This is a genomic window from Variovorax sp. 10N420 (assembly GCF_056394705.1).
This window is the reverse complement of sequence record NZ_JBFTIJ010000013.1, coordinates 54014-74560: the sequence shown is the minus strand read 5'-3', so window position 1 is coordinate 74560 and position 20547 is coordinate 54014. Positions and strand designations below refer to the sequence as shown.

22 protein-coding genes are annotated in these 20547 nt (G+C 65.4%); 12 read left to right on the top strand and 10 right to left on the bottom strand.

Annotated elements, in window-relative coordinates; translation table 11 throughout:
• Positions 1 to 30: 30 nt before the first annotated feature.
• The 6 genes from AC1DEK_RS25490 to AC1DEK_RS25465 all read left to right on the top strand — a co-directional run bounded on the left by AC1DEK_RS25490 (position 31) and on the right by AC1DEK_RS25465 (position 6434).
• Positions 31 to 732 carry a HisA/HisF-related TIM barrel protein gene (locus tag AC1DEK_RS25490; protein WP_478128095.1) on the top strand — a complete coding sequence of 234 codons (702 nt, stop codon included), beginning with the start codon at positions 31 to 33 and terminating at the stop codon, positions 730 to 732.
• A 212-nt stretch (positions 733 to 944) separates the two neighbouring features.
• Positions 945 to 2249, top strand: coding sequence for a molybdopterin-binding domain-containing protein (locus tag AC1DEK_RS25485; RefSeq protein WP_478128094.1), 1305 nt, complete (start codon positions 945 to 947; stop codon positions 2247 to 2249).
• Positions 2246 to 3937: a formylmethanofuran dehydrogenase subunit A gene (locus AC1DEK_RS25480; RefSeq protein WP_478128093.1), complete on the top strand. Its 1692-nt coding sequence runs from the start codon at positions 2246 to 2248 to the stop codon at positions 3935 to 3937. Before AC1DEK_RS25485 ends, AC1DEK_RS25480 begins: the two co-directional genes overlap by 4 nt.
• 61 nt (positions 3938 to 3998) lie before the next feature.
• Positions 3999 to 4922, top strand: coding sequence for a formylmethanofuran--tetrahydromethanopterin N-formyltransferase (gene fhcD, locus AC1DEK_RS25475; RefSeq protein ID WP_478128092.1), 924 nt, complete (start codon positions 3999 to 4001; stop codon positions 4920 to 4922).
• On the top strand, positions 4919 to 5737 hold the full coding sequence (locus tag AC1DEK_RS25470; protein WP_478128091.1) for a formylmethanofuran dehydrogenase subunit C: 819 nt from the start codon (positions 4919 to 4921) through the stop codon (positions 5735 to 5737). Before fhcD ends, AC1DEK_RS25470 begins: the two co-directional genes overlap by 4 nt.
• On the top strand, positions 5727 to 6434 hold the full coding sequence (locus AC1DEK_RS25465; RefSeq protein ID WP_478128090.1) for an HAD family hydrolase: 708 nt from the start codon (positions 5727 to 5729) through the stop codon (positions 6432 to 6434). Before AC1DEK_RS25470 ends, AC1DEK_RS25465 begins: the two co-directional genes overlap by 11 nt.
• A gap of 12 nt (positions 6435 to 6446) precedes the next feature.
• On the opposite strand, the gene AC1DEK_RS25460 is transcribed toward AC1DEK_RS25465, so the two are convergent.
• Both AC1DEK_RS25460 and AC1DEK_RS25455 read right to left on the bottom strand, forming a co-directional pair.
• Positions 6447 to 7076, bottom strand: a complete 630-nt coding sequence (locus tag AC1DEK_RS25460; RefSeq protein WP_478128089.1) for a response regulator — start codon at positions 7074 to 7076, stop codon at positions 6447 to 6449.
• On the bottom strand, positions 7073 to 8434 hold the full coding sequence (locus AC1DEK_RS25455) for an ATP-binding protein (RefSeq protein ID WP_478128088.1): 1362 nt from the start codon (positions 8432 to 8434) through the stop codon (positions 7073 to 7075). The genes AC1DEK_RS25460 and AC1DEK_RS25455 overlap by 4 nt, the downstream gene beginning before the upstream one ends.
• A gap of 208 nt (positions 8435 to 8642) precedes the next feature.
• Here AC1DEK_RS25455 and pqqA point away from each other — a divergent pair, with 208 nt between their 5' ends.
• From pqqA to AC1DEK_RS25425, 6 genes are all read left to right on the top strand, one after another.
• The gene (gene pqqA / locus AC1DEK_RS25450; RefSeq protein WP_478104087.1) at positions 8643 to 8717 is read left to right on the top strand and encodes a pyrroloquinoline quinone precursor peptide PqqA; all 75 of its coding nucleotides are present in this window, start codon (positions 8643 to 8645) and stop codon (positions 8715 to 8717) included.
• 88 nt (positions 8718 to 8805) lie between these two features.
• Positions 8806 to 9726: a pyrroloquinoline quinone biosynthesis protein PqqB gene (pqqB, locus tag AC1DEK_RS25445; protein WP_478128087.1), complete on the top strand. Its 921-nt coding sequence runs from the start codon at positions 8806 to 8808 to the stop codon at positions 9724 to 9726.
• Positions 9723 to 10439 (top strand): pyrroloquinoline-quinone synthase PqqC, encoded by a 717-nt coding sequence (gene pqqC / locus AC1DEK_RS25440; RefSeq protein ID WP_478128086.1) that lies wholly within the window; start codon positions 9723 to 9725, stop codon positions 10437 to 10439. The genes pqqB and pqqC overlap by 4 nt, the downstream gene beginning before the upstream one ends.
• On the top strand, positions 10436 to 10711 hold the full coding sequence (gene pqqD, locus AC1DEK_RS25435) for a pyrroloquinoline quinone biosynthesis peptide chaperone PqqD (RefSeq protein ID WP_478128085.1): 276 nt from the start codon (positions 10436 to 10438) through the stop codon (positions 10709 to 10711). Before pqqC ends, pqqD begins: the two co-directional genes overlap by 4 nt.
• Positions 10711 to 11853 carry a pyrroloquinoline quinone biosynthesis protein PqqE gene (gene pqqE, locus AC1DEK_RS25430; RefSeq protein ID WP_478128134.1) on the top strand — a complete coding sequence of 381 codons (1143 nt, stop codon included), beginning with the start codon at positions 10711 to 10713 and terminating at the stop codon, positions 11851 to 11853. The genes pqqD and pqqE overlap by 1 nt, the downstream gene beginning before the upstream one ends.
• An 86-nt stretch (positions 11854 to 11939) precedes the next feature.
• A complete protein-coding gene (locus AC1DEK_RS25425; RefSeq protein ID WP_478128084.1) occupies positions 11940 to 13049 on the top strand; it encodes an MBL fold metallo-hydrolase in 1110 nt (369 codons plus the stop codon).
• A gap of 15 nt (positions 13050 to 13064) precedes the next feature.
• Here AC1DEK_RS25425 and AC1DEK_RS25420 read toward each other — a convergent pair whose 3' ends face one another.
• From AC1DEK_RS25420 to AC1DEK_RS25385, 8 genes are all read right to left on the bottom strand, one after another.
• A complete protein-coding gene (locus AC1DEK_RS25420) occupies positions 13065 to 14021 on the bottom strand; it encodes an MBL fold metallo-hydrolase (RefSeq protein ID WP_478128083.1) in 957 nt (318 codons plus the stop codon).
• 11 nt (positions 14022 to 14032) lie between these two features.
• A complete protein-coding gene (locus tag AC1DEK_RS25415; RefSeq protein WP_478128082.1) occupies positions 14033 to 14884 on the bottom strand; it encodes a quinoprotein dehydrogenase-associated SoxYZ-like carrier in 852 nt (283 codons plus the stop codon).
• A complete protein-coding gene (locus AC1DEK_RS25410) occupies positions 14881 to 15900 on the bottom strand; it encodes a quinoprotein relay system zinc metallohydrolase 2 (RefSeq protein WP_478128081.1) in 1020 nt (339 codons plus the stop codon). Before AC1DEK_RS25410 ends, AC1DEK_RS25415 begins: the two co-directional genes overlap by 4 nt.
• A 7-nt stretch (positions 15901 to 15907) precedes the next feature.
• A complete protein-coding gene (locus AC1DEK_RS25405; protein ID WP_478128080.1) occupies positions 15908 to 16276 on the bottom strand; it encodes a hypothetical protein in 369 nt (122 codons plus the stop codon).
• 10 nt (positions 16277 to 16286) lie between these two features.
• Positions 16287 to 16964 (bottom strand): hypothetical protein, encoded by a 678-nt coding sequence (locus AC1DEK_RS25400; protein ID WP_478128079.1) that lies wholly within the window; start codon positions 16962 to 16964, stop codon positions 16287 to 16289.
• Between the two features lie 15 nt (positions 16965 to 16979).
• On the bottom strand, positions 16980 to 17855 hold the full coding sequence (locus AC1DEK_RS25395; RefSeq protein ID WP_478128078.1) for a substrate-binding domain-containing protein: 876 nt from the start codon (positions 17853 to 17855) through the stop codon (positions 16980 to 16982).
• The gene (locus AC1DEK_RS25390) at positions 17852 to 18247 is read right to left on the bottom strand and encodes a c-type cytochrome (RefSeq protein WP_478128077.1); all 396 of its coding nucleotides are present in this window, start codon (positions 18245 to 18247) and stop codon (positions 17852 to 17854) included. Before AC1DEK_RS25390 ends, AC1DEK_RS25395 begins: the two co-directional genes overlap by 4 nt.
• Positions 18248 to 18336: 89 nt before the next feature.
• A complete protein-coding gene (locus AC1DEK_RS25385; RefSeq protein WP_478128076.1) occupies positions 18337 to 20163 on the bottom strand; it encodes a methanol/ethanol family PQQ-dependent dehydrogenase in 1827 nt (608 codons plus the stop codon).
• Positions 20164 to 20547 lie beyond the last annotated feature (384 nt).

Below are 20547 nucleotides of genomic sequence, written 5' to 3'. Positions count from 1 at the left end.
CACCTGTCTCCTCCTCTTGGCTCGCTCCACATGAACCTCATTCCCGTCATCGACCTCATGCAGGGTCAAGTGGTGCGTGCCGTGCGCGGCAACCGCCAGTCGTATCGACCCATCGAGTCGCGGCTGTGCTGCAGCAGCGATCCGGTCACGGTGGCGAAGATTTTGTGCGAGCACTGCGCTACGCACCAGTTGTACGTGGCTGATCTCGATGCCCTGCTGGGAGGCCCGAGCCAGTCCGCAGTCTTGCGCACGCTTCTGCAAGCCATGCCGGGGCTCGAGCTTTGGCTCGATGCCGGCTTTGCCGGCGCAGGCGCGGCCGACGCGATGAAGGTCCAACTCGGCGCCGCGAGCCAACGGGTCGTTTCGGTCTTCGGCAGCGAGTCGCTGGCATCGCGCGAAGAACTCGAGCGCTGCTTCGCCGATGGAGGGGAGGGCGTGCTGTCGCTGGACCGCCGCGACGGCCAGCACCTGGATGTCGCGGGTTGCTGGGATGCACCCGCGCTGTGGCCTGGGCGCGTGATCGTGATGACGCTCGAACGCGTCGGCGCAGGCGCGGGTCCGGATCTGGAGACGTTGGCCGACGTGCGTCGCAAATCTCCCACGACCTTCGTCGTCGGCGCCGGCGGCATCCGCAACCAGAGCGACCTGAAGGCAGCCAGCGACGCCGGTGCCGGTGCCTGGCTGGTGGCCAGCGCGCTGCATGATGGCGGGTTGCCCCGCGTAGTCGGCTGACCCAAGCCAGAGTTGGTTCGCATCATGGGCGTTGCCGCATCACGTTTCGTGCCAACGCGATACGGTTGCCATGCGGGCCTGCGATGGTGCGCTCAGGTCAGAACTGAAACACGGCGCGCCACACAGTGTTTCACTTCTGACGGCCGTCCGTTCGCGCGGGGGCGGGGATGGTCGTGGTGCGCCGTGGCACATCGCTTGCGTGAAGCAGCGCGATGACCGAACCATTGCTGGCGACGAAAGGGGACGCGGTGCGCTGGACCTGTCCTTTCTGTCTGTTGCTTTGTGACAACCTGAGCGTTCGGCCCAGCGCATCCGGCACAACACTGGAACTGGCCGACGGCGAATGCGCGAGTGCGCGCATAGGTCTCGCGCAGTTTTCGGGCAAGCCCTCCGCGGCGAGACCGCTGATCGATGGGCAAGCTGTTGAACTGGCCCATGCAGTCTCTGCCGCTTCCAGCGTCCTGGCCGAGAGCCGACAGCCACTCGTCGGCGGCCTGGGCACCGACGTCGCGGGCGCCCGGGGGATCTACCGTCTGGCCTGCAAGACGGGCGCAATCTGCGACCCCGCCGGCGGCGACGCGCTCATGCAGTCCGTGCGAGCGCTGCAGGATCGCGGCGGCTTTGCCACCACGCTGGCCGAGGTGCGCACGCGCGCCGATCTCGTCGTTTGCATCGGTGAACTGCCCGGCGGCGCGGCCGCAGAGTTCTTTGCGCGTTCTGGGCTGGGGGAGGAGAGCCTGGTGCCGCAGCGGCATGTGGTCTGCCTGGGGAATGGGGCGACCGATTCGGCGAGCCTCGCGGCATTGGCCCACCACCGCGGCATCACGACCGAATCCATCCCTCTGCATGGCGACCTGTTCTCGACGGTCGCACTGCTATCGGCGCTTGTGGCGCGGCGCGCCGTGCGCGACGTTCCTTTGCCGCTCGCAGCGTTGTCCGAGCGGTTGCGCGCCGCGCGCTACGCCGTGATCGTCGGCCAGACGGACCGCTTGCCGGCGCACGGTGCATTGATCATCGAAGGCGTCCATCGGATCGTCGCCATCTTGAATGCCACCACCCGCGCAGGCGCGATGTGGCTCGGCGGCGGCAATGGCGCACGCACGGTCAACGAGGTGTTCACCTGGTCGTCGGGATTGCCCTTGCGCTCGCGTGCGGGCCCGGGCGGGCTGGAGCACGAACCGCTGTGCTTCGACGCCATGCGCCTGCTGGCGGACGGGGCCGTGGACTGCCTGCTGTGGATTTCGAGCTTCGACGCCACCTGTACGCCGCCCGCGACGGCCCTGCCGCTTATCGTGCTGGGGCACCCCGATCTGGCTTCGTCGGCTGGGCGCGCCGGGAGCATCTTCATTCCGGTATCGACACCGGGCATCGGATCGCCCGGCCACCTCTTTCGGGCCGACGGCGGCGCGGTGCTGCCGCTGGTTCCGGTCTATCGCGACACCTTGCCGATGCTTTGCGATGTGCTCGGCAGCATCACGCAGCGCGTGTCGGCGTTGCACGCGGAGGCCGGCCGATGAGCAGCCTTCGCCTTCGCGGCGGCAGGATCATCGATCCGACGCAGCCCACGGACACGATCCGCGATCTGTGCGTGCAGGACGGACGCATCGCCGCGCTCGACGCGCGCGATCCGGTCGATGCCGAGATCGACGCGACCGGATGCGTCGTGATGGCAGGCGGCATCGACATGCACACGCACATTGGCGGTGGCAAGATCAACCTGGCGCGCCTGCTGATGCCCGAGGACCGTCGTGCCGAGGGCAATCCGATCGGGCTTCCCGGCAATCCGCTCGAACTCGCGTCCTGCGGCGGCTGCGCGCCCGGCACGCTGGCCACCGGCTACCGCTACGTCGAGATGGGCTACACCGCAGCCTTCGAGCCGGCCATGATCGCGAGCAACGCACGCCAGGCGCACATGGAGATGGGCGACACGCCGATCCTCGACCATGGCGCCTATGTGATGCTCGGCAATGACGAGCTGTTCCTCGAACTGCTGGCCAAGGGCGGCGAGGCCGGCCACAACTTCGAGACGATCCGCGACTACATGGGCTGGACGATGCACGCCACCAAGGCCATGGGCGTCAAGGTGGTCAACCCCGCAGGCATCTCGGCCTTCAAGTTCAACCAGCGCAAGCTGGACGTCGACGAGCGCCATGTCCACTGGCAGGTGACGCCGCGCCAAGTCGTGCACACGCTGGCACGCGCCCTGCGGGAACTCGGCGTACCGCACCCGCTGCACATCCATGGCAGCAACCTGGGCGTGGCGGGCAACATCGAATCGACCCTTCAGACCATCCAGGCGCTCGAAGGCTTGCCCGCACACCTGACGCATGTGCAGTTCCACGCCTACGGCACCGAAGGACCCAGGAAGTTCTCATCGGCGGCACTGCAACTTGCGGAGGCGGTCAATGCCAACCCGAACATCAGCATTGATGTGGGACAGATCATGTTCGGCCAGACCGTCACCGCCTCGGCCGACTCGATGCGTCAACATGCCCAATCGGGACTCGCCAGCCCGCGCAAGTGGGCGGGCAGCGACATCGAATGCGAGGCCGGTTGCGGCGTCGTTCCGTTCAAGTACCGCGAGCAGAGCTACGTGAATGCATTGCAGTGGGTCATCGGCCTGGAAATCTTCCTGCTTGTCACGGACCCGTGGCGCGTGGTGCTGACCACGGACCATCCCAACGGCGGACCGTTCACCAGCTACCCGCACCTCATCCGCCTGCTCATGGATCGCAGCTTCCGCGAGGAGCAATTGGCCAGGTTGCATCCGGACGTTGTCGCGAACTGCGCGCTGCGTTCGATCGCGCGCGAGTTGACGCTACGGGAGATCGCCATCATGACGCGAGCCGCACCGGCGAGGCTGCTGGGCCTGCGCGATCGCGGCCACCTGGGCGTGGGCGGAGCGGCAGACATCGCGGTCTACCGCGAGCAGATTGACCGCGAAGCCATGTTCTCCACGCCTGAGTGCGTCTTCAAGGATGGCGAACTGGTGGCGCGGGCAGGGCGCGTCACTGCGGTGCCGGTTGGCGGAACGCACTTCGTCCAGCCGGACTACGACCGCGGTGTCGAGAAGACCTTGCGCCGGCATCTTGCGTCGCACGGTTCCGTGAGCTTCGACCACATTGCGATCGGGCACGACGAGCTGTGCCGTTGCTGCAATGGCGGGCGCCTTCTGCCGGCGGCGTGCTTCAAGAGCGTCTCATGAGCGCCGCGCCGGACCGCTCCAAGCAAGCTCGCACCGCAGTGCGAAGCACGGAGGTTGCCCAGTGAGCGATGCATTGATACGCAACGGCGTACAGATCGACGATGGCTTTGCCGAAGCCTTTCCGATGAAGGCCACGCGCATCGTCATCACCGCGCACAACGCCACCTGGGCGCGTCACGCGGCGGTGTCGGCGACCGGGTTTGCGACTTCGGTGATTGCCTGCGGGTGCGAGGCTGGCATCGAACGCGAACTCGGCTCCGAAGAGACGCCCGACGGACGGCCAGGCCTGAGCGTGCTGATCTTCTCGATGTCGGGCAAGGAGTTGGCCAAGCAGGTCGAGCGGCGTGTCGGCCAATGCGTACTGACCTGCCCGACGACGGCTGTCTACGCTGGCATCGCCGAAGGCGAGGCGATCGCGCTGGGACAGAACCTGCGCTTCTTCGGCGATGGCTGGCAGATCTCCAAGGTGATTGACGGCGTCCGCTATTGGCGGGTTCCGGTGATGGATGGCGAGTTCGTTGCGCAGGAAACCACGGCGGTGGTGAAGGGCGTGGGCGGCGGCAACCTGCTGCTGCTGTGCAGCGACACCGACAGCGCGCTGGCCGTCGCAGAGGCCGCCGTGCGAGCGATGAAGGCGCTTCGCAATGTGATCATGCCCTTCCCCGGGGGGGTGGTGCGCTCCGGCTCCAAGGTGGGCAGCAAATACGCCGCGCTCAACGCGTCGACCAACGATGCGTTCTGCCCCAGCCTGCATGGCCTGGTGGCGCACAGCGAACTGACGCCGCAAACGCGGTGCGTGATGGAGATCGTGATCGATGGCCTGACCGAAGCCGACGTCGGCGCGGCGATGCGCGTGGGCATGCAGGCCGGCATCGCATGGGGTGCTGCCAATGGATTGCTGCGCATCGCGGCCGGCAACTACGGCGGCAAGCTCGGTCCGTTCCACTTCCATCTGCACAGGCTGCTGGGGGAGGGCGGGCCATGACCGGCTGGCGGTTGACGCTCAAGGCATCGCCTGTGCTTCGGGTGGACCTGCGCGGCGTGATGCCGACCTCGCTGGCCGGACTTTCGGCGGCCGAAGTCGAACGGCTGCAGTTGGGATACGGCAATGCAAGGCTTGCTCTGGCCGAGTTCTTTCGGATCGATTCGCATGACCATGGCGATTCGCTCATCTTCGAGGGCGACCTGTCGCGTTTCGATCGGGTGGGCTGGCAACTGGCGGCAGGCCGTATCCGCGTGGTCGGGAACGTCGGGCACTATGCCGGCGGCTGCATGAGCGCGGGCGAGCTCGTCGTCGAAGGCCGGGCCGGTTTGCTGGCCGCGTGCGAAATGGCAGGCGGCAGCTTCACGGTGCAGGGCGACGTGGATGATTTCGCGGCGTGCACCCTGCCAGGCAGCATGGACGGCATGCGTGGCGGCACCTTCGTCGTCAAGGGCCATGCCGGTGCCCGATTCGGGGATCGCATGCGGCGTGGCAGCGCCATCGTCCATGGGAATGCCGGCGACTTCCTCGCGTCTCGCCTGGTGGCCGGCACCGTCGCCATCGGCGGGCGTGCCGGGGCACATGTGGGCTGGGGCATGCGACGCGGCAGCGTCGTGTTCGCCCGCGAGCCCGAACCTTCGGACATTTCCTCGACCTTCGTTCCCGCGCTCGGCGGGGCGGAGGTCTTCTGGCAACTGCTGGCGCGTGATCTTGCGCGCCATGGCGGACCCTTCGCAGCGCTGGCCGCACGGCGCACCGAACGGCACCTGGGCGACTTGGCGGCGGACGGAAGAGGGGAGATCATCATTGCCCGATAAGGGTCCTCGCACCGTCTCCCGCGATCTCGCCCTGTTCGATCTGGATCTCACGCTGATCCCCTTCGACAGCGGCATGGCCTGGACGCAGTTCCTCATACGCAAAAGCATCCTGCCGGCCGAGGCCGAAGCGCGCTACCTGGCCTACTGTCACGAATACATCGCAGGCACGCTCGACATCCATGCGATGCACCGCGCGAACATGCAACCCCTGCTGCAGGTTCCGCGCGCGACGCTGGCGCAGTGGCAACGTGAATTCGAAATCGAGACGGCTTCGCGCATACCGGCATCGACCCTGGCGCTCGTGAAGCGTCACCAGCGCAAGGGTGACCTGTGCGCCATCGTCACGGCGACGACGGAACTGATTTCCCGCCCGATCGCCCGCCTGTTCGGCATCGATCAACTGGTGGCCACGCGCCCCGCCACCGTGGATGGTGTGGAGGGTGCCCCTTTCACCGGAGAGATCGATGGCGAGCCCTGCTATCGGCAGCACAAGGTGACGCGCGTCAATGATTGGCTCGCCATGCAGCCATCTGGGTCACGGCACGGCCTGGCCGAATTCGGGCAGTCGTGGTTCTATTCGGACGCCATGGGCGATCTGCCATTGCTCAATGCCGTCTCGCACCCCGTGGTGGTTTGCCCGGACGAACGACTGCGTGCGCACGCCGAGGCATCCGGATGGCCGATCCTCGACCTGTGAGCGGTTCTTCTTTCAGGCCTGGATCAGTCCCCAGCGCAGCGCGACGAGCGTCAGCTCCGACTGGTTGCTCGCGCCCAGCTTCTGCTTGACGTGGTAGAGGTGCGTGCCGACCGTGCTCGGCGACAGGTTCAGTGTCTCGGCGATCTGCGCCACGCTTTGGCCATGAGCCAGTTGGATGAAGACCGAGAACTCGCGCTCGCTCAGCGTGTCGGCCGGACTGGCGGAGCCTTCGAGCTGTGTCAGCGCCAGGGCCTGTGCTGTCTGGGCATCGACGTAGCGTTCGCCGCGTGCCACCGCAGTCACTGCGGCGATCAGTGCATCGGGCGCGCTGCGCTTGGTCAGGTAGCCAAGCGCCCCGGCGCGCAGCACGCGCCGTGGATGGGCAGTGTCCTCATGGGCCGACAGGGCGAGCACGCGAGCCTTTGGGTCTTGCGCCAGAAGCCGCCGGACGGCCTCCAGGCCGCCCATGCCGGGCATCGAGAGATCCATCACCACCACGTCCGGCTTGACGCGCGGGTAATCGACGCAGGCTTGCTCGCCGCTTTCAGCCTCTCCCACCACTTCAACCTGTGCATCCGCCAGCAGCATGCGAAAACCCATGCGCACCAGCTTGTGGTCATCGACCAGCAACACGCGAATCATGCAGCCTCCTTGCGGGTGGACATCGGCAGGCGCACGTGCAGCCGCACGCCGCGAGGCACCGCGCGCTCTATTCTCACGGCGCCGCCCAGGCCCTCCACGCGTTCGGCAAGCCAACGCAGTCCGTAGTGGCCGGCGCGCCGGGGATCCTCGGGCGGCATGCCGTTGCCGTCGTCGACAAGGTCCAGCGTCACATCGCCGGCGTGCTGTTCCACGCTGAGCTGCAGATGGCGGGCCTGACCGTGGCGCAGCGCGTTGGTGATCCCCTCCTGCGCCGCCCGATACAAGGCAAGCGACACGTCGGCGCACGGCGCCGCATCGGCCAGTTCGACCTTCAGGGCGATCTGCACGTCGGCGTGGACGCGTTGAGTGCGCTCCGCCAGGTCGTTCAATGCTTCGGCCAGCCCGAAGTTGTCCAGCACCAGTGGCGTCAGGCGCGGGATGATGCCGTGCATCGCGTCGTACAAGCGCGAGGACTCGTCGGCAATCAGGCGCGCCGCCTGTTCGGCCTGCGGATCGAACGAGTGCACGCGCGTGGCGATCGACAGCGCCATGCTGCGCATCGCCGTCACCGACTGGCCGAGCTCGTCGTGCAGTTCACGCGCGATCATGCGGCGTTCGGCTTCGATGTGCTTGTCGATCCATTGCGTGAGATCCCGGCTGTCGGAGAGCTGCAGTTCGGCCCGCACCGCGCGGCGCTCTGTCTCGATGTGCCCCTGCAACTCACGGACCATGCGGTTGAAGGCCGCGCCGATCGCTGCGGCCTCGGTCCCGGCCAGTGGCGGGAGTGCCGAGTCGAAGCGCCCGGCCTGCAACTGGTTCAGCGCCTGCACGATCTGGCCGAAGGGCCGCACCGCCCGCCCGACCAGCCAGAACACCATGGCGTTGACCACGACCAGAAATCCGAGCACACCCGCGGCGAGGGTCACCACGTAGTCCCAGGCATCGACCTCGGCACGGGTGGCATTCGCGCGCACGACCAGCTTGCCGTCGGGGAACGCGATGGCTTGCACCGACGGCGGTGGCGCAATCAGCTCACCGAACCAATCGGGCGCGTCTCGTCCGGCCTTGTAGGTGGGCGGCGGTGAGCGGTACAACTCCTTGCCTTGCGCGTCGAACAGCGTGAGATCGTTCGAGCGAATCCGTCCGATGCTCTGGAGGAAGGCCAGCATCGCCGGCGTGCCCTGCGCTGCGTAGCGCACCGCGGTGCCCTGCAGCAGCAGTGCGGCGACGCGGTTGGCCGCCACCACTTCCTCGTTCACGGACTCGCGCATGCTGCGTATCTCCAGCGCGAGCACGGTTGCTGCGAAGAGAACAGTCAGCGCAAGGACGATCAGGTTGATCTTCAGCCGAAGGCTCATGAGCGGACGCGGGGCCCGGTTGGCACACACACGCGGGTCATGGTAGCGGCTCGCCGCGCTGTGCGCGTTCGATTCATGAAAATCATGAGCCCGCAATCATGATCCGGCGGCTGTGCCAATGGAGCGCCAGGGGAGACCATGGCTCACGGGAAGAGAACAATCCCCGCGGCGCCACATGGCGCCCGTGTCATCCTCATAGGAGACCTCTATGCAATGGACAACCCCTACTGCGACTGACTTGCGTCTCGGCTTCGAAATCACGATGTACATCGCCGCCCGCTGACCCGGGTCACGGCACGCTCGGCGCTCCGCAGGACTCGTCTTCGGAGTGCCGGCCTGGCCGCAACGGGTCGGGGCCTTCGACGCCACCGATGCGCATCACTGTCCTCGGTTCGGCTGCAGGTGGTGGCTTTCCGCAGTGGAACTGCAATTGCCGCAACTGCGCGGGCCTGCGCGCAGGCACGTTGAACGCCAAGGCACGCACCCAATCGTCGATCTTCGTGCGCCCTGATGGCGGCGTGGATGGCGTGCTGTTCAACGCATCCCCCGACATCCTCGAGCAGATCCGCAGCAAGCCTGCGCTGCAGCCTGCGCGTTCGGTTCGCGATACGGCCATCGCCGGCGTGGTGCTGATGGATGGCCAGATCGATCATGCGACCGGTCTTTTCATGCTGCGCGAACGCAATGGAGCGCTGCCGTTGTGGTGTACCGACCCGGTCGATGAGGACCTGAGGCAGGGAAACCCCGTGCTGCGCGTCCTGGGCCACTACTGTGGCGTGGAGCGGCATTGCATCGCGCTGGACGGCAGCCGGTTCGCCGTGGCCGGCGTTGCCGACCTGAGCTTCCGCGCGTTGCCGCTGTCGAGCAAGGCCGCGCCTTACTCTCCGCACCGGGACAGGCCGGTGGAGGGCGACAACATCGGCATGCTGATCTCCGACGATCGCAGCGGCAAGACCACGTTCTACGCGCCAGGGCTCGGGCAGATCACGCCGGCCGTCTTCGACGCCATGTCGCTCGCTGATTGCGTGCTGGTCGACGGCACGTTCTGGACCGATGACGAAATGCCCCGCCTCGGCCTCAGCGCCAAGACGGCCCGGGACATCGGCCACCTGCCGCAGTCGGGTCCGGGCGGCATGCTGGAGTGGATGGTCAGGCTGCCGACGCGCACGCGGCGCATGCTCATCCATGTCAACAACACCAATCCGATCCTCGACGAAGACTCTCCCGAACGCGCGACGCTGACGCACGCCGGCATCGAGGTCTGCGAGGACAACATGCAGATCTGCATATGACTCAAAGCACCGATGCATGGTCGCGGGACGAATTCGAAGCGAAGCTGCGCGAGCGCGGCCGTGCGTATCACATCCACCATCCGTTCAACGTCATGCTCAACAGCGGTCGCGCGACGCGCGAGCAGGTGCGTGGCTGGGTGGCGAACCGCTTCTACTACCAGATCGCGATCCCGATCAAGGATGCGGCGGTGTTGTCCAACTGCCCCGAGCGCGAGGTCCGCAGGGGCTGGGTGCAGCGCATCCTGGATCACGACGGCTTCGAGTTGAACGGCGTGCGCGACGAAGGCGGCATCGAAGCCTGGCTGCGACTCGCCACCGCCGTGGGCCTCACGCGCGAAGAGGTGCTCGACCTGCGCCACGTGGCCCCGGCAATGCGCTTCGCGGTCGATGCCTACGTGAACTTCGCGCGGCGCGCGCCCTGGCAGGAGGCTGTCTGCTCGTCGCTCACCGAACTCTTTGCCCCCGAGATCCACAAGCAACGGCTGGCGAACTGGCCCGAACACTATCCCTGGATCGATCCGGAGGGGATGGCGTACTTTCGTGATCGGGTGAGCCAGGCGCGGCGCGACGTGGAACAGGGACTGGCGATCACGCTTGCCCATTTCACGACCCGGCCGTTGCAGGAACGGGCGCTGGAGGTGCTGCAGCTCAAGCTCGACATCCTGTGGGCCATGAACGATGCGATGGCGCAGAAATACGGAGTGGCTTCGTGACGCCGCCGAGCACTTCCTCCCGGCCTCGCGTCGGTACGGGCTTCCGCCTGCAGTGGGAGCCGGCGCAGAACGCGCATGTGCTGCTCTACCCCGAGGGCATGGTGAAGCTGAATCAGAGCGGTGGCGAGATCATGAAACGCTGCGACGGCGAGCGCAGCGTGGCGGCCATCGTCGGCGAGCTGGAGCAGGCTTTCTCGACCGGCGATCTGAGTGACGATGTGCTGGCCTTCATCGAACTCGCCGGCAAGCAACGGTGGCTCGCATGGGACTGATGCAACACGCACCACCGGCGGCAACGCCCGGGCCTCCGCTGTGGTTGCTGGCGGAACTGACCTACCGATGCCCGCTGCATTGCGTCTTTTGCTACAACCCGATCGACTTCGCGCGCCAGGAGGAAGAACTCAACACGGACGACTGGCTGCGGGTGTTGCGACAGGGGCGCGAACTGGGCGCGGTGCAACTCGGCCTGTCGGGCGGCGAGCCGCTCGTGCGCGACGACCTCGAGACCATTACGGGCGAAGCGCATCGGCTGGGCTACTACACCAATCTGCTGACCTCGGGCGTTGGCCTGACCGCGGCGCGCGCCGCGGCGCTGAAGGCAGCCGGACTCGATCATGTTCAGTTGTCGTTCCAGGATTCCACGAAGGAGATGAACGACTTTCTCTCGCACACGAAGACCTTCGAGCTGAAGAGCCGGGTCGCGAAAATCATCAAGGACGAGGGTTGGCCGATGGTGATGAACGTGGTGATCCATCGCATGAACATCGACCACGTCGATCGCATCATCGCCATGGCGGCCGAGCTCGGCGCCGAGTATCTGGAACTCGCGAATACCCAGTACTACTCATGGGCGTTCCTCAACCGCGACCAGTTGTTGCCGACGCATGAGCAGTTGAAGCAGGCCGAGCGCACGACCGACCTCTGGCGGGCGCGGATGGGCGAGCGCATGCGCATCTTCTTCGTCGCGCCGGACTATCACGAGGGCACGCCCAAGCGCTGCGTCAATGGCTGGGGCAGCACCTTCCTCAACGTCACGCCGGACGGCACAGCGCTTCCGTGCCACACCGCGAAGATGCTGCCGGGCCTGAGCTTTCCCAACGTGCGCGAGCACAACCTGCGCGAAATATGGTTCAACTCCGAGGGCTTCAACCGCTATCGCGGCACCGGCTGGATGAAGGAGCCGTGCGTGAGCTGCGAATTCCGCGAGCAGGACCTGGGCGGATGCCGCTGCCAGGCCTACATGCTGGCAAACGATCCGGCCGTTGCCGATCCCGCTTGCGTGAAGAGTCCGGACCACCATCGGGTGCTCGAGGCCGTCGAACGCGCCGGTGCCTTGACCTCGGCGCAGGCCGTGGAGCATCCGCTGGTGTTTCGCGAACCGGCCAACTCGCGCCGGCTCAGTGCCATCTCTTGATTTGAGAAGCGGCTTGGCGCCAAATGAGCGCCGCGTCCTGGCGCTGAGGTGCCAATTGAGTTCGCCCGCCAAAACAGGAGGTCGTCATGAAGCGTCGAGACTTCATCACCACCACGCTTGCAGCGCAAAATTTGCTGCTTGCTTCTTGCGCAAGCCCGACACCGCCCGACACCAGCCGCTCCACGAAAGCGCAAATCACGGTGCGCTACGACGCTTTCAGTAGAGATCCGGCGCTGCAGAAGGACTGGGGCTATGCCGCGTTCGTGGAGGCCGACGGGCGGCGCATCTTGTTCGACACCGGCAACAACGCCGACGTGTTGGCGAAGAACGCGGCGGTGATGGGCGTGGATCTCGCGAGGCTCGACTTTGTCGTGATGTCGCATCGGCACGGCGACCACATGGGAGGCATGGGCTACCTGCTCAGCGTCAATCCGAAGGTCAGGATCTACGCGCCCAAGGAAGGCTTCGGCGTCTATGGTGCCGACCTCCCGAGCACGTTCTTTCGCAAGGACGAGTCCTTGCCGGCCGAGCAGCGCTATTACGGCGGCAGGCCGCCTGACGTGATGCGCTTCGGAAGTGCTTGGCCGAAAGCAAATATCGAACTGGTCGACAAGCCCACGATGATCGCGCCGGGAATCCACCTGATTTCACTGGTGTCCGACAAGCCCGGCACGCTCGAGTTGCGCGAACTCTCGTTGGCGGTGGAGGCACCCGACGGCATGGTGATCCTGGTAGGCTGCTCGCACACGGGCATCGACAGGATCGTCAAGGCGGCTGTGGCGATCCAGCCGAAGATCCAGTTCGTCGTCGGTGGTCTCCATCTCGTGGTCGCCAAGGATCCGGAGATCGAGACCACCATCACGACGCTGCGGGACACGTTCAAGGTCGCCTATGTGGCACCAGGCCATTGCACCGGCGAACCGACATTCACTGCGCTACAGAAGGCCTTCGGTGAACGTTGTCTCTACGCGGGGCTGGGAAGCACGATCGCGTTGGGCGCGCAGCCTCTTGCGGCCGACAAAAGCGGACTCGCCGTGCCGACGGCGCTGACTGACGACGATCTGAAGAGCTACCGGACGTTGCTCACCGCCGGCGGCGAACGCCGAAGCGGACTGTTCGCCGACCTGCAACGAATGCCGACGCCAGGCGGCGCCTATCTCGGACAGTGGCGACGCAGCATGGTGGGCTGCTGTTGAGGCGGGTCTCGCTCCTCATCGTTCCAACTGCGCGCGTTGCAGACGCACGAACAGGATCGACGCATTGCGCCGGTGAAGGCTCTCGTACTGGTCCCAGCGCGCGAATTCCGGTAGTGCCGCCGCATCGGGAACCTCACTGAGGGCGGTGCCGGCGCGCAGCAATTCCTGCACGCGCACCTGCAGTTGAGCAAAGTAGCGAAGCTGTGCGTCGATGTCCCCGATGGATGCCGGAGGCCCGTGGCCGGGCACGATGACCTTGACCGGCAGCGCTCTCAGGGCCTGCAGCGCGTTCGACCAGCCTTCGAGATCGCCGTCCTGTAGGTCGGGGATGCGCCCATGGTCGAGCAGGCCGCCGGCGAACAGCACGCCGGAAGCCGCATCGAGCACTGTGACGTCGCCCGGGCCGCTGGAGTGCCCGAAGTACATCAACCGGAGGGGCCGGTCGATCACATCGATGCTCTGCGTGGCCTCGAATTCCTGGTCCGGCGTGAACATCACGGTGCCGCGCATCTCCTCCTCGCCGAGCGTTTCCTTGAGCATCTTGAGGCAGCGTTCGCAGCGCGACGCCATCAGCGCCGCGGCTTGGCGATGCATGAGGATCGGGATTCCGTGCTCGCGATAGGCGGCTGCGCCGAAGAGGAAGTCTTTCTGCGCGTGGGTGATCAAGACCAGCCGCACAGGCTTGTCGGTCACGCTGCGAATGGCCGCCAGCAGCTGCTCGCCTTGACGATAGGAAGTGCCGGTGTCGATGGCCAGCACGCCGTTGCTGCCGACGATGAAGCCCGCATTGCCGACACGGCCCAGGTTGCGGGTGTCGACCCCGCCGGGCGCACCCTGCACCATGTAGACGCCGGCAGCGAGCGCCACTGGCTCTGCGACGGCGGGCGCCTGTGCCGCTCCGGACGCCGCACAGGCGGCGAGCAGCGTCGTGGCGGCTGCTGCGGTGATCCATGCGGCCAGCCACATGCGCATGCACCTTCCGGTCATTGCGCACGCCGGTACTTCAGCGTGCTCTGGAATCGCAAGTCGTGCGAGTCGATCACCTCGGCCTTGAGCTCGCCGTCCCCGCGCGGCAAGAAATAGAAACGGAAGTTCGGGTTCTCGCTGATCGAGAAGTCGACGTCTGCCGACATCACCAGCACCCCCGCGTAGCTGACGTTGACCTGCCGCACGAAGTACGCCGGCGTGTAGAGGCGGGAGACTTGATCCAGCGCCAGGCCTGAGTTGTTGGGATGGCTGATCATGAGTTGCGCGAGCTGCGGCTGGTTGTCCTCTGCATGGCCCTCGACGCTCAGTCTCATGCGGCCGAGGGTCGCGAGCGCCGCCTGCGCGTCCTTGCCGGGCGGCGCCGAACAGCCGCCCGAGGCCTTGACGAAGGCCGTCGCCATGTGCAGCCGGCCGTCGTTGGTTTCGGCAATCGCGCGCACGTGGGTGTACTCGTCGACGCGCACGCGCGTCTCGATATCCGCCCGCCCGCTTTGCGGCGTGAACTGGAAGATCGCCGAGATGGGCGAAGGGTTGTTGTCGATGATCAGATAGACCTTGTCGATGTAGCGCGTGGGCGTCTGCAGTAGCCGGGTGTGGATGGCAATCGGAACGATGGCGGCATCTTCGGCCCGCGCGGGCACGACGAGCGAGATCACATCGTGGCTGGCAGCGGCGATCGGCCGGGACTGGAACAGGCTCGCGCGCACCTTCTGCCACACGGGATTGGCCTCTGGGCTGTCGGCTGTCTTGATCTCCGCCCAGGCTCCGGTGCAGAACAGGCCCGCAGCGAGCAGCGTGAAGCTCGCTGCCGCGCGCATCAGGAAGCATCGGACGACCCAGCTTTTCATGGTCTCGACTTCTGCGGGCTGGAAGGCGATCGAGGCGGCGCCTCGGCGGTGGTGGGTGGAATATCTTCCCATTCCAGTTCCGCATAGGCGGCAGTGACGTTTCGACGATGAAAGCGTTCGCCAAGCAGCCAGTGCGAGCCGGCGGGAATCTTGATGCTGTCGACCGCCTGCTGAATCGTCCGATGGTCGTGGATGGCAGAGCGCGTGTCGCGCGCGAGGGCCTCCAGATAGCTCGCCTGCGTGGCCAGCACGGCCGACTCGTCGGTGCTGACGCTCCCATGGCCGGGCACGACGGTGTCGGCCGGTATGCGCGCGAGGTCCGCCATCACCGCCAGCCAGCCGCGAAGGCTGCCGTCGATCACGGGCAGGTGCTGCACGAACAGCAAGTCGGAGGTGAAGAGCGTGCGTGTGCGCTGGTCGTAGACCGTGAGGTCGTTGTCGGTGTGCGCCGTGGGCCAGGCACGCAGCGTGACGACGCGATCGCCAAGATCCAGGTCGAGCGATGTTTCCACCGCCGTGTCCGGGTAGACGATCGAGGCGTGGGTCAGGTGGAGGCCAAAGTCGCGTTCCAGCGCGTTCAGGTAGTAGGTCTCGCGCGCAGCCAGCGCGGGGGTGAAGCGCGCATGGGCCACGAAGTGCGGAGCCGTCGAACCCGCGTTGACGAAAGCCGCATTGCCGAGCACGTGATCGGGGTGGGCATGCGTGTTGATCACCCAGCATATGGGCAGCGGTGTGGTGCGTTCGATCGAGGCGAGCAGCGCCCGGCCGACCGCCGGCGTGCCCCCGGTGTCGATCACTGCGACGCAACGCCGGCCGACGATGAAGCCGAGGTTGGCCACGTCGCCGCCGTTGCCCGGCCCCCAGTCGTCCAGCATGCCGGCATGCACGAACACGCCAGGCTTCACTTCGGTGATTGCCAGCACGGCCTCGGAATCCGGCGCCGGCGCGGCTGCGCAGCAAGCGCCCAGCACCATCCCGGCAAGCAGGAGCGGCATCGAACGCGGGATGCCCGGCATGATGCAACTACTTCGGGCCGGCGGTGATGAAGCAGCCTTTCTCGGCCTTGGCCTGGAGCTCGCGCAAACGCTTGATCTCGGGCTCGTACGACGGCACGTCGCGGATTGCGCCGCCACGTTCGCCGCCGATGGACATGGCCTTGGTGATCGTGCTCATCGTCACGTAATCCTTGTACTTCACGCTGCTCGCGATGGCGTCGAGCGTGCATGAGCACTTGGACGTCATCTCGTAAGTCGGCCCGGGGTGCGCACGCATGCACTCCTGCACGTATTGCACCCGGTCCAGCGTCGGAAAGTCATTGACTGGAGTGGGGGCCGCGGCCATCGACAAGGTGCACCAGCCCAGCAGGGCGATTGTCGTGATTGATCGTTTCATGGGAGTTCCGTCAGGGTTGGCGCCCGGCACCTTCGAGAAGCATCTCCTCGACCATCAATGGTGCTGCTTCCGCGGATTGCGCGTCAACCCTTGTGCGAATGCCGTAGAGGCCGCCCGGCACGGCGTCCGACAGCAGGAAGACGTAGGACTTGTTGGCCAGTTTCTCGAAGCGCGGACGGTTCGGATCGTCGAGGTAGGGAGAGACGCTGATCTCTCGCACCGCCACTGGCTGCCCGCGATAGGGCAGGTTGACGTTGCGCACCGTGGCGCCCTGGTACACCGCCATGCGAATGCGCTTGCGAAAGTAGCTCGGCTGGCCCTTGGTCAGGCGTTGCATCTCGCGAATATCGCGTTCGAGGAAGTACAGGATCGCGGGGTTGCCTCGGGCGCTTTCCACCTCTGGCTGCTGCACAGCGCGGGCGCCGCTGAAGAACTCCGCGCGAACGGCGCAGCACTTGCCGTCGGGCTCCGCAGTCAGCAGAAGGTTGACCTTGTCGTCGAAGGGCTCTTCCAGCGTTCCGGTCTTGCGGAAGACGTAGTGCAGGGTGAGCGGCGGCCGCAGCTTGCCGAGATGGTCGTCCATGAAAATCGCCTGCTCGGCGACCGAGTAATCGGTCGCCGCGAAGGCCAGCCACGGCATCCCCAGGATCAATGCGAGCGCCAGTCTCAGCACGGGGTTTGCGTTCATCGGGAGAGGGAAGCGCTATTGCTTCGGAGGAACGTAAGAGTAAGAGGCGTCGACGACCGGTACGCCGTAGTCCTTCAGGATTGCCTGGATCTGCGATCGGTTGGATTCGATCAGGCCTTCGACCTGCTGTTTCCATTCGCGCTCTCCGTAGCGCACGCCCATGGCGATCTGGTAGTCGAACTGCACACCGGGCTCGGACTTCAGCGGGATCACCGCGAGCTCGGGCGTCTTCACGCGCTGGGCGTAGTAGCCGGCAATCGGCCCCCAGACAATGGCGACGTCGATCTTGCCCGCCGCGAGGTCCTTTTCGATGATTTCGCCGGGGTATTGATCCGGGTCCGCGTTCATCACGGGGTAGGGAACGCCCTGGTCGACGAGCTTGTGTTTGGCGAGCCAGGCCGATGCGGGCGAACGGTCGTAGATGCCGATGCGCATCTTGCTCAGCTTCGCCGGATCAACCTTCAGGAAGTCCTCGCCCGATGCCACCTGGTCCAGGCCCTTGCCCTTCGGGAAGACCAGCGCGTACGTCGATCGGTAGTAGGGCTTGGTGGCGGACACCTGGTCATATTCCGCGGGCACGCCGATCACGATGTCGCAAGGATATTCCTGGCCTGGAAGCTTGAACTTCAATGTGTTCCGGATGAAGGCCAGGCGCTGCGGAAACGAGTAATAGACCACCGGGAGACCCAGCGACTTTCCGAACACTTCGGCGATCTTGTTCTCGATGCCCTCGCCCTTGACGTTTGAAAAGGGCAGGTTGTTCGGGTCCTGGCAGACGCGCAATGCGGTGCGTGCCGCCGGCGGATCCTGCGCGGCAGCGCCGGCCGTCAGCGCTGCCAGCGCGATGGCGATGGCCGCGAGCTTGCGTTGATGAGAGCCTGCGTGGGTCATTTGATCTCTTCGACCTTCGCGCGCGTGATTGCGCCGTCGGACCTGCCTTTGAGATAGGCGTAGAGCTGGTTGATGTTGTCCATGACCATCGGACTGTTGCCGAAGCTCTGCATCCCTTTTTCCAGCCGGCCGTTGGTCACGGTCTTGATGAAGTCCTCCTTCGACAGAGTCTTCAGGCTGATCACCAGCGACGGCCCGACCAGTCCTTCCTGGTTCGCGCCGTGGCAACGGTCGCAAGCGGCCGCTCGCCAGGCGCGGAAGCCCTTCATCGTCTCGCTGTCCACCTTGTAACCATCGACCACCTTGTACAGGGGCGGCTTGTCGTCGGAATGAGCAGCGCCCGCCAAGATCAGCAGTGCGCCGGCGATAAGCAAAGCCTTCCTTGAACTCATGTTGCGAGATCCTTGTTTTCGTCTGAATGAAGAGATGGCAACCGGTCGGCTGCCATCTCCGGATCTGGCCCTACGGGCCCCTCTCACGTTCAGTTGCCGCCGGGCAGGGCGAACACGGTCAGGGAGCCTCCGAGTTCGGTGTACTGGTTGAGCTCCCTATAGCCACCTACGGCGCCCAGGCCATCCTGGTCTTTCTCGAGGCCTGCGGCCATGCCGATGCCGGCCCAGCCACCGATGCCGGAGAACACGCCAATGAACTGCTTGCCCTTGTGCTCGTACGTGAACACGTTGCCGATGATGCCGGAGGGGGTCTTGAACTTGAACAGTTCCTTGTTGATGTTCTTCTTGTCCACGCACTTGAGGTAGCCCTCGAGCGTGCCGTAGCAGGAGATGCCGCCAGCGGTGTTGAGCGGACCGCTCCAGACCGAGAACTTCTCCGGATGGCTCTGCACGATCTTGCCGGTGCTGGCGTTCCAGGTGATGTAGTTGCCCATGCCACCGTGGCTGTTCGGAGCCGGATACATGGAGAGCGTGGCACCGACGTACGGTTGGCCTGCTGTGTACTCGACCTTGAACGGCTCATAGTCCATGCACACGTGGTTCGTCGGCACGTAGAAGAGCTTGGTCTCCGGGTCGAAGGCGGCCGGCTGCTGGTCCTTGGAGCCAAGCGCTGCCGGGCAGATGCCCTTGCTGTTGACGTCCGGTCCGTTCTGCGCGGTGGAGTACTTGGACACCACTTGCGGGCGGCCTGTCTTCATGTCGACCTTCGTGGCCCAGTTCACTTGCGGGTCGTACTTTTCGGCCACCAGCAATGCGCCGGTCACGCGGTCCAGCGTGTAGCCGAAGCCGTTGCGGTCGAAGTGCACGAGCGCCTTGGTGGGCTTGCCCTTGACGTCGATGTCGGCCAGGATCATTTCGTTGATGCCGTCGAAGTCCCACTCGTCGAAAGGCGTCATCTGGTAGGCCCACTTGGCCATGCCGGTGTCGACGTCACGCGCGAAGATGGTCATGGACCACTTGTTGTCGCCGGGGCGTTGCGAGGGGTTCCAGGTCGACGGATTGCCGGTGCCGTAGTACACCGTATTGAGGGCCTTGTCGTAGCTGTACCAACCCCACGTGGTCCCGCCGCCGAGCTTCCACTGATCGCCTTGCCAGGTCTTCAGCGAGGAGTCCTTGCCGACGGGTGCCATCTTGCCGTCGGTCCAGGTCATGGTCTTGTCGGGGTCCATGAGCATTTCGGCATCGGGCCCGGTGCTGTAGGCCTTCCAGACTTGCTTGCCGCTGTTGATGTCGTAGGCCGCCAGGAAGCCCCGTACCCCCCACTCGCCGCCGCTGATGCCCGTGATGACCTTGTCCTTGAAGACGTGAGGCGCGTTGGTGTTGACGGCGCCCAGCTTCGGGTCGCCGTTCTTCACGGTCCAGACGACCTTGCCGGTCTTGGCGTCGAGCGCGACGAGATTGCTGTCGGCCTGCTGAAGGAATACCTTGCCCTCGGCATACGCCAGCCCGCGGTTCACCGTGTCGCAGCACATCTGCGGGATCACCGCCGGGTCCTGCTTGGGCTCGTACTTCCATACGATCTTCTGCGAATCGAGATCGATCGCGAAGACCTTGTTCGGGAACGGCGAGTGCAGGAACATCATGTTGTCGATGACCAGCGGCGAACCTTCATGCCCGCGCAGCACGCCGGTGGAGAAGGTCCACGCGACCTGCATCTTGCCGACATTGCCGGCGTTGATCTGCTTGAGCTTGCTGTAGCGCTGGTTGTACATGTCCCCAGCCTGCATCGCCCAGTTCTTCGAGTTGGCGATGTTTTTCTCGACATCGGCGTTCGCAAATGCCAAGGCTGGCAACGCGAGGAGCGCCGGCGCCAAACAACGCCAAAGGCGCCCGTGGAAATGCCCGGAAATTCGCATCGAAGTCTCCTTGTTCTGAGCCACCAGAGTCGCCCGAACGGAACCTCCGACAGGGCGACTGCCGCACGACGCAATGAAGTCGGCGACGGCGCTAAATGCAAGATGCGCGCCCGCTCGAACGAGCCTGATGAGCGCGTCCAGCCGAGTGCCTCCGCGCTTGCCGCGGGCCGCTCTGGAGGGGCCATTCCTTAGGGGCAAACCCTATTCGTGCATGCATCCGACAGGCCCGTTGCAACCTTGCCGAGGCTGTTTGCGGAACGACGCAGTGGTAGTGGCGAGAAACCGAAGTATCAGCGGGGGGAACCAGGAGGGGCCGCTGCGTCGAAACTGTGGCAACCACTTTCGACACAGAGTGTTTCACCGTCAGGCGAAGCATCCCGAACC

What these genes read in the sequence shown, in the direction of transcription:
- AC1DEK_RS25455 (WP_478128088.1), bottom strand. Translation starts at nt 8,434, where the DNA reads ATGAGCCTTCGGCTGAAGATCAACCTGATCGTCCTTGCGCTGACTGTT.
- pqqE (WP_478128134.1), top strand. Translation starts at nt 10,711, where the DNA reads ATGCAACACGCACCACCGGCGGCAACGCCCGGGCCTCCGCTGTGGTTG.
- AC1DEK_RS25415 (WP_478128082.1), bottom strand. Translation starts at nt 14,884, where the DNA reads ATGAAAAGCTGGGTCGTCCGATGCTTCCTGATGCGCGCGGCAGCGAGC.
- AC1DEK_RS25480 (WP_478128093.1), top strand. Translation starts at nt 2,246, where the DNA reads ATGAGCAGCCTTCGCCTTCGCGGCGGCAGGATCATCGATCCGACGCAG.
- AC1DEK_RS25405 (WP_478128080.1), bottom strand. Translation starts at nt 16,276, where the DNA reads ATGAAACGATCAATCACGACAATCGCCCTGCTGGGCTGGTGCACCTTG.
- AC1DEK_RS25390 (WP_478128077.1), bottom strand. Translation starts at nt 18,247, where the DNA reads ATGAGTTCAAGGAAGGCTTTGCTTATCGCCGGCGCACTGCTGATCTTG.
- AC1DEK_RS25400 (WP_478128079.1), bottom strand. Translation starts at nt 16,964, where the DNA reads ATGAACGCAAACCCCGTGCTGAGACTGGCGCTCGCATTGATCCTGGGG.
- AC1DEK_RS25385 (WP_478128076.1), bottom strand. Translation starts at nt 20,163, where the DNA reads ATGCGAATTTCCGGGCATTTCCACGGGCGCCTTTGGCGTTGTTTGGCG.
- pqqC (WP_478128086.1), top strand. Translation starts at nt 9,723, where the DNA reads ATGACTCAAAGCACCGATGCATGGTCGCGGGACGAATTCGAAGCGAAG.
- AC1DEK_RS25425 (WP_478128084.1), top strand. Translation starts at nt 11,940, where the DNA reads ATGAAGCGTCGAGACTTCATCACCACCACGCTTGCAGCGCAAAATTTG.
- AC1DEK_RS25410 (WP_478128081.1), bottom strand. Translation starts at nt 15,900, where the DNA reads ATGCCGGGCATCCCGCGTTCGATGCCGCTCCTGCTTGCCGGGATGGTG.
- AC1DEK_RS25460 (WP_478128089.1), bottom strand. Translation starts at nt 7,076, where the DNA reads ATGATTCGCGTGTTGCTGGTCGATGACCACAAGCTGGTGCGCATGGGT.
- pqqB (WP_478128087.1), top strand. Translation starts at nt 8,806, where the DNA reads ATGCGCATCACTGTCCTCGGTTCGGCTGCAGGTGGTGGCTTTCCGCAG.
- AC1DEK_RS25485 (WP_478128094.1), top strand. Translation starts at nt 945, where the DNA reads ATGACCGAACCATTGCTGGCGACGAAAGGGGACGCGGTGCGCTGGACC.
- AC1DEK_RS25470 (WP_478128091.1), top strand. Translation starts at nt 4,919, where the DNA reads ATGACCGGCTGGCGGTTGACGCTCAAGGCATCGCCTGTGCTTCGGGTG.
- AC1DEK_RS25420 (WP_478128083.1), bottom strand. Translation starts at nt 14,021, where the DNA reads ATGCGCATGTGGCTGGCCGCATGGATCACCGCAGCAGCCGCCACGACG.
- AC1DEK_RS25490 (WP_478128095.1), top strand. Translation starts at nt 31, where the DNA reads ATGAACCTCATTCCCGTCATCGACCTCATGCAGGGTCAAGTGGTGCGT.
- AC1DEK_RS25395 (WP_478128078.1), bottom strand. Translation starts at nt 17,855, where the DNA reads ATGACCCACGCAGGCTCTCATCAACGCAAGCTCGCGGCCATCGCCATC.